Origin of the sequence: Streptomyces sp. S.PB5 (genome assembly GCF_030403745.1) — a bacterium.
Taxonomy (GTDB): domain Bacteria; phylum Actinomycetota; class Actinomycetes; order Streptomycetales; family Streptomycetaceae; genus Streptomyces.
In genome coordinates this window covers 1-11,883 of the sequence record NZ_JAQMWP010000038.1, presented here as the reverse complement: position 1 = coordinate 11,883, position 11,883 = coordinate 1, and the positions used below count along the sequence as shown (strand labels likewise).

Sequence of the window (11,883 nt, the reverse complement as noted above, 5' to 3'; positions counted from 1 at the left end):
AAGCATTCGAAAATGCTGTGAGGCACTGCGCTAGTCGGCCAGTTGATATATGGCATAACCGTGCAAGCTCACTCAAACAGGCAGGTGGAAGGTGTGAGGAAACCGGGACTGCACACGATGATGGCTGAAACCCTCCATGTTCTTGGCTGAACCCGGCCCTCGCGCCGAGGCCGACGAGTCCGCTGACCGCTCCCACAAGGTCTCGATCTAGACGATCCCGGCCGTCTGGCCCAGCCCGAGCCGAATCCGGAGAGGCGCTGACCTGCGGTTTGTCAGTTATCCCGGCAAGTGTCAGTGGCGTGAGTTGTACTGTCTGGGCGCCTCCCGCCTTCGTTCCGCTCAACGCAGGCCGGCGAGTTCCTGCCACACCAAGACAGAAAGAAGATCGTGAAGGTCCCCGCTCCAACCGGTATAGCCACGCTCGTCGCCTACATCGCCACCATCCCGGCTGCCAACCTGGCCGTCACGCACATCGGGGCCCTGCCCGTCGGCTTCGGCTATGACGCGCCAGCAGGCGTCTACATGGTCGGCCTGGCCCTCGTGCTCCGCGACCTCGCCCGTGAGGCCGCGGGCCGCAAGGCAATCCTCGCCGCGATCGCCGTCGGCACCGTCGTCTCCTACTTCCTCGCCGACCCGGCCCTGGCCTTCGCGTCGGCCGCTGCGTTCGCCGTCGCCGAACTGATGGACTTCGCCGTTTACGAGCCGCTCCGCACACGAGGGCTCCTTGTCGCCATGCTCGCCTCGAACGCGGTAGGCCTGATCGCCGACAGCCTGATCTTCCTCAGGATGGCCTTCGGCTCCTTCGACTACCTGCCAGGCCAGATCCTCGGAAAGGCGTGGATGACGCTCGGGGCCGTCGCGGTCCTCGCCTTCCTGCGCCGCCGCAAGCTCGCCGCCGCAGAACCCCTGCCTCGCGCATAGGGCTGCAAGATCGACAACTCTGGGCGGTTCGTTACCCTTTGATCAAAGGATCATGGGGGAACCGTGGGTAATCTGCAGAACAAGAAGCTGATCGTCAGCGTCGGCGCGGTGTGCGCCGCCGCACTGGCCTCGGGTGGCTGGTGGATGGTGTCCCAGAACCACTCCACCAGCACCTGGGACCGCTCTCTCACCTACGCCGAGCAGACGACGGTCCCCGTCGACGGCGGCCGCATCGACATCGCCTACCGAGCAGTCGACAAAGCATCGTCGAACATCCCGAATTTCGGTGACCGCACCTACACGCCCCATGTCTCAGTGACGGCGTACAACGACTCCGACGACGCCAAGGACTACACGATCACGTTCAAGGTGATGCGCGGCGGCAAGGACGTGAAACCGCACTCCGCATCCGTGACCATCACCGGAGTACAGCCGAATAGCAAGGCCCCGGCCCAGTACGAGATCACGCAGACGAAGCGGGACCCGGACGTCAACTCCGAGCCCGACCAGTCCGATGCCGAGCAGGAGACCTACATCGACAGCCCCACCGGCAAGGACTTCACCCTGGAGATCCAGTCGGTGAAGACGGCGAAGCACTACACCCTCTCAGGGCAACGCTGACACCGCCACGTCCGTCTCGTGCATCGGAAGCCCGGACTGAACGCTGTGCGGGAAGGCCCCGGGCGTCGGCCAGTTGGCTTCCGTGAGCAGGTCGTCCTGCGCTTGTCCGGGTACATCGATTCTCAGGCGTGCTCGTCGGCCCTTTGCGTGCAGGGCCGCCAACGTAGAGGGGAACTCGATGAGGATCTGGCGCACCCGCTCCCGACCTCGTAATTGAGGCTGTGTCGCTTGGCCAGCAGCAGGCGACGGTCGGTTCGCAACTGGTCGCCAGCCGGGCTCCCACTCTCCGTGTCTATCAAGTGCTGTGAGCGGCGATCACGGTACGCAGCAGCTTCCGGGCTCAGCCGCACTCTTCCAGCGCAGTGCCCTCGGGTAAGCCTGCATCACTGTGGTGATCGTCGGCGGCCATGCTCCCGCCTTGACCGCTCAACTCCTCGGCTAACCCACCCGTGTTCTTGAGCCAGCCGCGCCTCCTAGGGTGTCGCCTCACGCATGGGGTGCGTGGCGTGCGAGTTCGGCACCACAGCGTGGGTCTGGACCTCGCGGGGTGCCGCGCGATCCTGGATACGACGAACCTCTTCACGCGCGTCCTCGATCGGATATCCGGCGTCCTGAAGCATCCGGACCCCGGTCTCCAGCGAGAGCACGTTGGCCGTCACACCCTTGACGACCTCGTCCAGGATCCCCGTCCTGTCGGTCGGGGTATGCGGGCCGAAGACCAGTTGCGCGGCCAGGGTCTCGCCCACCGGCCATCCCTCAGCCTGCCCAGCTTGATGGAGCCGTTGGACGAGCTTGAGGAGCAGCACGTACTTGTGGGCACGCGCCAGCCGCATCGAGTCGACGAGTGAGTCCAAAGGCCCCAAGGAGAGTTGCAGGGCATAGCCGCTCGGAACATCGGACGGATCCACGGTGCCCAGGCTCACTGCGGGAAGACGGGCGTTGACCGCTGCCCGGTCCCGAACTTCCTCAGTTCGGGCCCGAAGCTCAGCGAGTTGCCCCGACGTGTCCAGCACATCCATCCGGCCCCCATCGCTGAGCTGGAACACGGTGCCGGGCTGAACGGCCAGAGGCCTCGGCCGTCCAGTGACGCGATCGACTTCCGCCCGAGCGCCGGCCAGACCGATGATTGGTGCCCCGGTTGTCGCGGAGGCCTTCGCGGAGTCTGTGTCTGTCTCTGCGAGCTCGTCCAGGACCTGCATGACCTTGGCCAGTGAGGACTGACCGAAGTGCTCACCGTCGGCGACGCTGTTGCTGATGTGGACGATCGGCAGGAAGTCGATCTGCAGGTCCAGCTTGTGCAGGGTCGCTCCGTCGGCGCGTGTACGGAACGTGGCCCTGTCCAGTGGCAGGTCATCCAGGGACTGTCCGTGTCGCAGATCCTCCAGCAGCCACTCGGCATCCGTCAGGTAGCAGGTGACGGCAGATGGTCTGTCCGGCGCCCATGGATAGATCCGCTCGATCACGCCAGTCTCCAGCAGAGACATGTTGCCGCGGCCGGGCAGGAGATCTTCCGCGCCGTCTTCGTCAGGCTCCCGCCCATCCCATCCGCCCGGAGCGGTGACGCTGCGAGTGGGCGAGATGATCGGCCCCAACTCATAGGTGATCCTGCGCAGCTTTGCCTTGACGCCTCGCTTCGGGTCCTCGGGGGTCTCCCAGGCCAGGTGCACTCTGGTCGGGAAATCGCCGGGGTCAGCGTCGTCCTCAAGGACAGGAAAGTAGAAGCCGGGATCGTACGTCTTCAGGCGCACCCGATTCTTCGAGGGATCCCACGCCAGTAGGTAGATACCGTCGCCAAGCAGCACCGCCTTGCGCTCCGCGGCCTGCATCCGCAAGGGAAGCAACTCCGCTTCCGCCCAGTCGCGTAGACGCTGCTGCACTTCCGCCGCCGCGATTGCTTCAGGTGCAGGATCGTCATCGCTGGCATGCTCAGCGCCAGGCACAATGATCTGCTGATTCTTGCCGAGCATGTGAGCCAGCGCGGTGTCGACGAAGGCCGAGGGCTCCCCGAACTCGCGGCGCTCGGCCGCTGATTCGTTCCCGGCCAGGGCGGCGAGTTCACCGGCCTGATTCGAGTCGTAAGCCGCCAGGAGCTTGTACGCGGCCAGGCGACGTACCGCGTCATCCGGGAGCCAACTGGCCCCCAGCTCAGGGGCGAGGGCGCGGTGAGGGCGCCCATCGTGCGTGCCGGCCATGACGGGCTTGTAGTTCAGCCACGACCAGGCGTCGGTGAGGAAGCTGCGCAGGCCCACAGGACAGGTCCGTAACGTCGGCCCCGCGCCACCTTCAGGGTAGGTGAGCGAACGCCGCCAAGATCGACGCCCGGTCCGAAAGCGGGTCACTGGACGGGCACACGGATTGCGGCGCCAGCACCGTGGCGCCCATGAGGAAGGTGGAATTGCACCACAGTCCCCATGCGCATGACGAACAAGGTGACGCCACACGTTACTGCTCAGCGCCGTCCGGACAGACGACCGTCCTGGTAGGCCGAGGTCATCACCGCGCTCTCGGCCGGGTCTGCGAGCTGCGTCAACGCATGCACGGCCGCGTCCATCCGGTCAGGGCTGTCCATACCAGCAACCCAGGTCACCATCTGCTGTTCCAGCTTCGGCCACTCGCCGACATGGTGAACACGGCCCTGCTCGTAGAGTTGAGCGATCGGCTCAGCCCGCAGACGCTTGCCGTGCTTGGCCGTGACGGACAGGACGGCGGGCATGAGCATGTTCTCGGTGCGCTGTTCACGCTCGAGTTCCTCCCAGGCCTGGTTGAGGATCTGGCGGCTCATGTCCCCGCCGTAGTTGGACTCGATGACGATGGCGTCAGCACGGAGTTCGACGGCGAGGAGGCAGGTCTCGCGGCCCCACGCGTCGGCGCCCCGGTTGCCAGAGCGGTCGTCGAGGACGTACAAGTGCCCGTCACGGTCACGGGCGGCAGCGACGATGCCGGTCTCGTCACCGACGGCGGACTCGCCACCGGCAGGGTCCACGGCGACGACGATCCGAGTGAGGTCGATGCCGCGGAACTGTGCGGCACTGACGCGGTTGTTGGTTATCCAGGGCCACTGCCACACCCCGCCGTCCTGCGGTCGCGGCTGCTGCATGTACAGCGACCACCACACCCGCTCGCCGACCGAGCGGCGGATCTCGGTGAGTGCTTCGGTGTCATACCGCTCAGGCCACAGAGGTGCACCGATCGCACGGTTGAGCGCGTCGTCCTCGGACAGAGCGAGAGCTGGGAGGTCAATGACCGTCCACCGGTCGCCCTCATCTGCCAGGACACGGCCGGCGAGGTCATCTTCGTCCCAGCGCGTTTGAATCAGGATCACCGAGCCGCCCGGCTCGATGCGGGTCAGGAGGACGGCCTGCCACCACTCCCACAGGCGCTTGCGCATCGTGGGCGAGGACGCCTCCTGAGCGTCCTTGATCGGGTCGTCCACCACGGCCAGGTGGGCACCCTTGCCTGTGAGCCCGCCGCCGACACCGGCCATGACCGCGCCGCCCTCGGTGCCGGCCAGGTCGAAACGATTCGCCGCGCTGGAGCCGGGGCGCAGGCTGACGCCGAGCTGCGGACCGTACGTGAGGATCGCGTCCCTGATCCACCGACCGTGATCGTCTGCGAGGTCGGAGGAGTAGGAGGCGATCATCACCCGGTGCTCCGGGCGCCGCCGCAGATACCAGAGCGGTGCCCATCTCGCGGCCCTGCGGCTCTTGCCGTGCCGGGGTGGCATGGTCAGCAGCAGCCGAGTCGGCTTCCCAGCCGCGACCTGCTCAAAGGCAGCGTCGATCAGCCCCAGGTGGGGGGCCTGCATCTCCCGGCCGTCGGTGAGCACCGAGGCCATCGCACCCGGCGAACGGTCCATCGCCAGTTCGCGCTCGATCCGCACAAGCCGGCCACGCAGTTCAGGGGTTGAGGCTGCGGCAATCTCACGGCGTCGCGGCGCGGGAAGCGACCGGTAGAGCTGGAGGACCGCGGCCTCGTCAGCCCTTGCCATCCTTGCCCGAATCGCCCCCGGCAAGGGTGATCAGCCGTTCCAGTTCGTCCAGGCCTGCCGTCTCCACCTGGACCGCGCTGCCGTCCGGGCCGGACAGTTCGGTGCGGGCAGGTCGGTCCAGGCCGAGGAGGCGGCTGCTGCGCTCGATGATCCGTACCGCCCGGTCAACGGCCTGGTAGTCGCCGTTACGGATCGCGGCGCGGTAGACGCCGAAGAAGAGTCGCTCGAGTCGCTCCACCATGAGCTGCCGCAGCTCATCGGCGTTGGTGTCCAAGGCGGTGGTGCGCTCGACGAGGGCCTTGGAGACGTCCTTGCAGGCGAGCTCGATCAGCCGTTTGTCGGTGGGAGGTTCCAGCCCGCGTTTGTACTTGTCGATGCCGTAGCCCTGCGGGTATGCGACACCGTCAGAGTTGATGGCCGGGTCGGCGGCCAGTTTGCGGCCGATGGTCAGCCAGTCGACGCCGGCGAGCTTGAGGTCGATCGCGTCAGCGCGGCGCTGGGTGATGGCAGCCCGGGTGGCGCGGTTGGGGCGGCCCATGACACAACTCCCTGGGCCCCGCGCCTATAGTCCATGATCCCTGACTCAGCCGCGAACCGTGGTGACCTGCGCGTTCACAAAATCACGATCCGGGACACAGGGACACCCGCAGCGACACGAGCGGCGGTGGCGCTCCAAAGGGCACTTCCCAGTCGCACGCCGCCCCAGCGGTGGACGACAGCAGACCTTCCAGGGGCTCTCACCCCTTGATCAAGTCGAGCACATCCAGGGTGGGACGCACGTCGCCGAACGTTCTGTAGACGGTGTGCAGCGTGGCGTTGTGATCCTGATCGCGACCTGCCGCGTTCGCGTCGGCCACCATGATGACCCGAAAGCCGAGGGTGCTGGCATCACGGGCCGACGACTCGCAGCACACGTTGGTGACAGTGCCTGTGATCAGGACCGTTTCCACGTCGCGCTGCTCCAACAGCTCAGGAAGGCGGCAGCGGCCGGGGAAGAACGCGCTGGGCGCGGACTTCTCCACCAACAAGTCGTCGCGGTGGACCAGGAAGTCTTGCCAGAGACGGTCAGCCAGAGGCCCGGTGCCACCAGAGGTGCGGAAGAGTTCGGCGATCTCCGGGCCGAAGAACTCGTCGCCCACCGCCGTACGCTCACCCACCGCCGGCAGGACCCAGGCGACCGTGCCGCCCGCTGCTCGAAGGCTGTCCGCGAGACGGCTGATGTTCGGCACGATGCCTCGGCAGTACGGGTTCTGCGAGACGAAGAAGGCACCATGTCGATCACCGCCAAGGCGGTGCGGGCTGGGTCAAGGTGCGTGAACGCGAACCGGCGGCCCCGACGTTCCTCCTGCCGGGCGTACTCCCGGTCTGCGATCCGCCATTCATGCTGCTTCACGTCGATCTCCGGCAGCATGGCTCCCCGATCCTCAGCACCAACACGATGACGACGTGAGGGGCCAACTTACCGGCTGTACAGGGGCGGTGCGGCGGGGGTGGCGGAGAAGCCACTCCCGCCGGAAGCGTCGCGAGGCGAGGTCGAGCTTCGCCCTACGCTGTCACAGAGGGTGCTGAGGTGTCCGGCATCGCTCCTGCCCCTCCGTTTTCCAGGACGGGCTGTGCTGCGGCGATGAACTTCCTTTCGGCTTCAGTCAGTTCAGTGAGGGCCTCGCCAGCCCTCTGCAAGAAGTCCTGGCGAGCTGCGGCGCCGGCATTGATCAAGGACGGTTGCACGTACTCCCACAGCTGTACGAAGATCCGTGTGAAGTCTCTCGCAGCGTCGGCCACGCTGGCTGGCCCTTCCAGAGCGACGATCATGCCGACGGGCCGTATCCCCTGGACGGCCTGCGGGAACGCCTCCACCGCAGCCCGAACGGAGGCTTCCTCATATGGCTCGACCAGCAGTGCACCCCGCAGGCTGACGAACGTACGACGAGCTTCGTTGGCCGCGACGAGATAGGCCACGTAGGCGTCCCGTCGACGCTCCAGCCTCCACCGGTGATGCTCGGCTCCCAAGGCCCGGACCTGCGTTCGCTCGTGGACCTCCTGTTGACGCCTGGCTTGGCGGGCGCCGACGAAGCCGGTGAGCCCTCCTCCTGCCAGAGTGCCGAACACGCCAAAGGCTGCAGTGATCCACGCATCAGACATGGCTCCATCTTGGCCGCGCCCTACTCAGCGGATGTCGCGGCCCCCTACCCCGCGCCGACCGCGGCCTGCTCCGCCTGGCCCGGGGCCGCATCACCGTCCTGGACCCGACCCGCCTGCGCGACGAAGCCGGATAACCCCCACGGCGCGACAGGCGCTCCTGACCACGGCACAGCATGGTTCAGGGCGAACCACGCCCCGGTGGTACGGGGGAGGCCACCGGGGCGGGCTGCCTAGAATCGTAGTGGCCCGCTGCCCCTGCCGGACACCTACTCGGTCTGCTTGACCATGGTCTTGCCGCAGCAGGACGTCGGGCTTTGCTGCACCGTACACGTCGGCGGAGCCGCATTCGTCACGGTCAGCTCGCACCCACAGTCCATATCCGGACAGCGGAAGACCTCGCCCTCACGGAACGCTGGCTGTCCGGATCGCCCTCGAGGATCTCGGCGATAACCTCCCCGACCGGCGCTGGGCCTCCTTCACCAAGGCCCGGTGACATTGGCAGGTCAGGGATATGCGAGGGTCCCGGAGCACCCCGCATCCTTCACAGACCGCAGGCCCTGCCTCCACTGGCCCTGCCGGAGACGGAGAACCGCACGGTGGACTCGGTAGGCGGTCCACGAGGGCTGGCCATCGGGTCCACCGTGCGGACGGTCAGGCGAACGTCAGTTGCTCCGGGCCGTTCTCGTCTGCATCACCTCCGGGCAGCGGTGGCGCGTCTGGTACGTCGCGGTTGAGGCGCAGCCACCAGGCGAACTGCCAGTTCCTGCAGGTCCGGTACAGCCGGGAGTTCCTCTTGTCTGCGTCGAGGGGAACAGAGTGCTCGCCCCAACCGAGGATGGGGCGAGCGTTGGCCAGTCGAACTCCGAGGCCAGGAACGAGGGCGTTGCCCTCCCAGGTCTCGCCGGGCGTATGCTCGAACGCCAAGTGCGCGTTGCGGGACCAGTCCCAGGGGATCGGTAGCGCACACAGGTACCAGGCGACTGGCGGGTTTGCCGCAGGTAGGTGAAGTGTCTGCCGGCGTTGATGGGTGTTGATGTGTGGTCGGTCAGATTCCCCGAACGTCTTCAGACAGTGCTGTGTCAGGTCGAGTTCACGGATGCCCGCCAGCCACATGATGCGGTAGCTGGCCCTGGCTTCGATATCTATGCGGACTCTTTCTGAGTCCGCCTTCAAATGCATTTCCTCTACCCCTCCAACTTGGAATTCCTATCCTCGATCAATTCTATCAAAATGTCCAGAATTCCGCCGTGCTTGTTGTGTCGGAATTCGTTAGGGTAGGGCATATTGAATTCCTCCGAGAATGCCTGACGGTATTCCTCGATCGGTAGGACTCGGGGGCGCTTGCAGACGGCCTTGACGGTGGCCCTGGTGGTGTCGCTGATCTGTACGTCCTCGAAGTAGCGAGACAGCAGACCGAGGAGGGACTCGGGCGTGTGGTAGCGGATCCGCTGCCATTTGCCGCGCACAAACCGCATGTCGACGTTCTCGCTGTCGAGGAAGGACAGGCGGGTGGAGTCACGGCTGATGGAGTGCTCGGAGTTCTCGTACGCCAGCTCCCGCTCCAAGTTGCGTGTGCCGATGCAGACTTGCCCGTCCGCTGCGCAGAGCGCGTTGACGGTGGTGAGCACCCAGTGCTGGTAGTCGAGGGATGTGGTGGCGTTGATGACCGAGTCGAGGACCACCACCTCGTAGAGGCCGTTCTGCCTCAACTCGCGTTCGATCGTGCGGATCTGGCCGACGATCGTGCGGATGTCGACGGCGTACTTGCCCCTCAAGGTGCGATAGGGCTCGTAGTCGTGGATCTTGTAGCCCTTGCCGCGGAGGTGCCGGGCGTAGTCTCCGTGCCCGGCGCCGAAGTCCACCACCCGATGGGAGGTGGTCAGCCACGGCAGGACAAGGCGCTCCCACACTTCGGACTTGTAGCGGACCTTGTCCGCCTTGGCCTTCGAGGAGTGCTCTCGCAGCCGGTTGGGCTGCACGATGTGCTGGTTCCACACCGGTGCCTGCTCTTCGAGGCCGGTCCAGTCGTAGACGCCGTACTCGCCGGTGAGGTCCTCAACGAGCTGGCCAGCATCGAAGGAGGCGCAGGTCCAAGCGAGGATGTCGAAGCGTTGGGCCTTGGCGACGGCCGCGTACTCGGCGTTCAGCACGATGCGGCCCTGGTCGTCGATGACCACCGACCCCCACGGCCCGTGGGCGGCGGTCATGAACCCGATCGCCTGCTGGAAGGGTAGGTTCTTCGACTCCTCAACTTCGATGGTCTGCCACGGAATCCAGCACCACTGGCCGATCGGCCCCGGCTCCGCGTACACGACGGACGACTCGGTCTCGACCCGGTTGTGCAGGAGGTTGAACTTGATCTCGTCCTGCAGTCGCACTTTCTGCGGCAAGATCATCGCCGGCGTCGTCGTCTCGCCGATCGCCTTCAAGCCCTTGGTCCTCTGGTGGCCCGCGACCAGCGTCCCGTCGGCATTCAGGATCACGGGCTTCACCACGCCGTGGCGGCGTAGCGAGCCCTGCAGCCGGACGAACGACTCCTCGGACAGGCGGCGCGGGTTGTAGTCCGCGGGCCGCAGCTTGGACAGCGGGTAGGCGGGGTCGAAGCGAACGTCGAGCGGGTTCATGCGACCGCTCCCTCTTCGGCACGGTGCTCCTCGTTGAGGACGTGCCAGCCGAACCCGAGGTCGGAGTCGTGGTCGCCGACGAACTGCTTGTACAGCGCGTCGAGCAACTCGACTTCGGCCTGCGTGATCCGTACACGGGTCGATGACCACTGCATGTACCCCCACTGCAGGTAGTCCACCGTCGCCGCGGTCCCGGTGTCTGCCCCATCGGTCGGGAGCTCGATGGGGGCCGGGAGTGCGGTCTCGTCCAGGAGTTGGTCGAGCTGCTCTTGGTCGTAGCCGGTGCCCTGGAGGTCGGGGAGATCGGTGAGGATGTCCGCGAGGAGCACCGTGTCGTACCCGGCGAGATCGCTGGTGCGGTTGTCGACGATGACAATCTTCGCTGCGGCGTCGTCGTCTACGTCGAGCCAGGTCACGGCGATGGTGTCCCAGCCGAGCTGCTTGGCTGCCTTGAAGGTGTGGTTGCCAGCGAGGATCTCGTTGGGGCGCCCTGTCTGGGTTCCGCGGTTGACGACGATCGGCCGGTACTGGCCATTGACGGCCAGGGATTCGGCGATGGAGTCGAGATCACCAGCGCGCGGATTGCGGTGATACGGGGCCAGTTCGTCGACCGGAACGGCGAGCTCCGCGAGCGAGGCCGGTATGCGGGAGGCGGCAGAGGACACGGGTCTCCAGCCCCACGCCCACCATCGAGCCTAGGTGATCGCCCGCGACGCCCTGCCAAACTGATCGCGGGGCGATGACGCTGAGCCGGGGAGGACGTATGGATCTCGCTGCGAAGCACGCAGCTCTGTGCCAAGGCACGCTGCTCGTAGCGGAGGCCGCCGAGGACGCGTACGGGTGGGGGGCCTTGATCGCTTCCTGTCGCATTGCGATCTGCAGGACCTGATAATCCGACAGAACCTTGAAGCAGGGCGGCCGTAGATCCACAGTTCTGCATGATCGGCTTGTCCTGCCCGGCTTACGTTCGGTAGCGTCTCCGACATCAAAGTGGGCCCCACCGTGCCGTGCACGGTGGGGCCCTTTTGTGTCTCCTCGCCCCCGGGGAGACCTGCGTCACGCCGCCGTCTTCAGGTTCCTAGGCCAGCGAAGCGGCGGCTACACCCAGCGAAGGGAACAGACATGAGCTCCAACCATGGCACACGCGACGGTGGCCAGTCACCCTCCATCGGCCCCACCCCCGCCGACCGGGGCGCGGAAGCGGCCCGGGAGCCCGCGGCGCCGGTCCCGCGCCGCGGGCTGCAGATCCAGTTCGGCCACGGCCTGCACGTCGAACTCGGCGGACGCACGCTGCTCTCGGTGTACGTCTCGCCGCTGGTTGCGACGGGTGTATCTATCGTGACCGGACTGGCCAGTTGGGGTTTCGGCCCCTGGCAGCAGTAGCCGCCTGATTCGGCTGCGGGCGGCCGGCGCCCGGCCGCCCGCAGCCGGGGCGCGCAGTCCTCAAGGGCAGGGCGTGACTCCAAGGCGGGCCAAGACCGACCCTTATAGAGGGCGGTTGCGTCCAGGGAAGTGGTGTACGGGTTCGACCTGATCCGGGGGTTTGCTCCGGCATCGGGATGGTGCCCGCATAGTTGAACGGCCACC

11 protein-coding genes are annotated in these 11,883 nt (G+C 66.3%); 3 read left to right on the top strand and 8 right to left on the bottom strand.

Annotated elements, in window-relative coordinates:
* Window positions 1-387: 387 nt before the first annotated feature.
* A complete protein-coding gene (locus tag PH203_RS47865) occupies window positions 388-921 on the top strand; it encodes a VUT family protein (RefSeq protein ID WP_289929076.1) in 534 nt (177 codons plus the stop codon).
* A gap of 63 nt (window positions 922-984) precedes the next feature.
* A complete protein-coding gene (locus PH203_RS47860; RefSeq protein WP_289929074.1) occupies window positions 985-1,542 on the top strand; it encodes a hypothetical protein in 558 nt (185 codons plus the stop codon).
* 473 nt (window positions 1,543-2,015) lie between these two features.
* Here the strand turns inward: PH203_RS47860 and PH203_RS47855 are convergent, their stop codons facing one another.
* The 8 genes from PH203_RS47855 to PH203_RS47820 form a co-directional block, all read right to left on the bottom strand.
* Entirely contained in the window at window positions 2,016-3,791 is a 1,776-nt protein-coding gene (locus PH203_RS47855; protein WP_289929072.1) for a hypothetical protein, read from the bottom strand.
* Between the two features lie 200 nt (window positions 3,792-3,991).
* Complete coding sequence (locus PH203_RS47850) at window positions 3,992-5,530, bottom strand: terminase family protein (RefSeq protein WP_289929070.1); 1,539 nt, start codon at window positions 5,528-5,530, stop codon at window positions 3,992-3,994.
* Window positions 5,517-6,068 carry a hypothetical protein gene (locus tag PH203_RS47845; protein ID WP_289929069.1) on the bottom strand — a complete coding sequence of 184 codons (552 nt, stop codon included), beginning with the start codon at window positions 6,066-6,068 and terminating at the stop codon, window positions 5,517-5,519. Before PH203_RS47845 ends, PH203_RS47850 begins: the two co-directional genes overlap by 14 nt.
* A gap of 199 nt (window positions 6,069-6,267) precedes the next feature.
* Window positions 6,268-6,759 (bottom strand): isochorismatase family cysteine hydrolase, encoded by a 492-nt coding sequence (locus tag PH203_RS47840; RefSeq protein WP_289929068.1) that lies wholly within the window; start codon window positions 6,757-6,759, stop codon window positions 6,268-6,270.
* A gap of 316 nt (window positions 6,760-7,075) precedes the next feature.
* On the bottom strand, window positions 7,076-7,672 hold the full coding sequence (locus PH203_RS47835) for a hypothetical protein (protein WP_289929067.1): 597 nt from the start codon (window positions 7,670-7,672) through the stop codon (window positions 7,076-7,078).
* A gap of 651 nt (window positions 7,673-8,323) precedes the next feature.
* Window positions 8,324-8,851, bottom strand: a complete 528-nt coding sequence (locus PH203_RS47830) for a hypothetical protein (protein ID WP_289929066.1) — start codon at window positions 8,849-8,851, stop codon at window positions 8,324-8,326.
* Window positions 8,852-8,856: 5 nt separating this feature from the next.
* Window positions 8,857-10,296 carry a ParB N-terminal domain-containing protein gene (locus tag PH203_RS47825; protein WP_289929065.1) on the bottom strand — a complete coding sequence of 480 codons (1,440 nt, stop codon included), beginning with the start codon at window positions 10,294-10,296 and terminating at the stop codon, window positions 8,857-8,859.
* A complete protein-coding gene (locus PH203_RS47820; RefSeq protein WP_289929064.1) occupies window positions 10,293-10,961 on the bottom strand; it encodes a ParB/RepB/Spo0J family partition protein in 669 nt (222 codons plus the stop codon). Before PH203_RS47820 ends, PH203_RS47825 begins: the two co-directional genes overlap by 4 nt.
* Window positions 10,962-11,418: 457 nt before the next feature.
* On the opposite strand from PH203_RS47820, the gene PH203_RS47815 reads away from it, so the two are divergent.
* Window positions 11,419-11,679 carry a hypothetical protein gene (locus PH203_RS47815; protein WP_289929063.1) on the top strand — a complete coding sequence of 87 codons (261 nt, stop codon included), beginning with the start codon at window positions 11,419-11,421 and terminating at the stop codon, window positions 11,677-11,679.
* Window positions 11,680-11,883: the final 204 nt, after the last annotated feature.

What these genes read in the sequence shown, in the direction of transcription:
- PH203_RS47850 (WP_289929070.1), bottom strand. Translation starts at nt 5,530, where the DNA reads ATGGCAAGGGCTGACGAGGCCGCGGTCCTCCAGCTCTACCGGTCGCTT.
- PH203_RS47845 (WP_289929069.1), bottom strand. Translation starts at nt 6,068, where the DNA reads ATGGGCCGCCCCAACCGCGCCACCCGGGCTGCCATCACCCAGCGCCGC.
- PH203_RS47835 (WP_289929067.1), bottom strand. Translation starts at nt 7,672, where the DNA reads ATGTCTGATGCGTGGATCACTGCAGCCTTTGGCGTGTTCGGCACTCTG.
- PH203_RS47830 (WP_289929066.1), bottom strand. Translation starts at nt 8,851, where the DNA reads ATGCATTTGAAGGCGGACTCAGAAAGAGTCCGCATAGATATCGAAGCC.
- PH203_RS47825 (WP_289929065.1), bottom strand. Translation starts at nt 10,296, where the DNA reads ATGAACCCGCTCGACGTTCGCTTCGACCCCGCCTACCCGCTGTCCAAG.
- PH203_RS47815 (WP_289929063.1), top strand. Translation starts at nt 11,419, where the DNA reads ATGAGCTCCAACCATGGCACACGCGACGGTGGCCAGTCACCCTCCATC.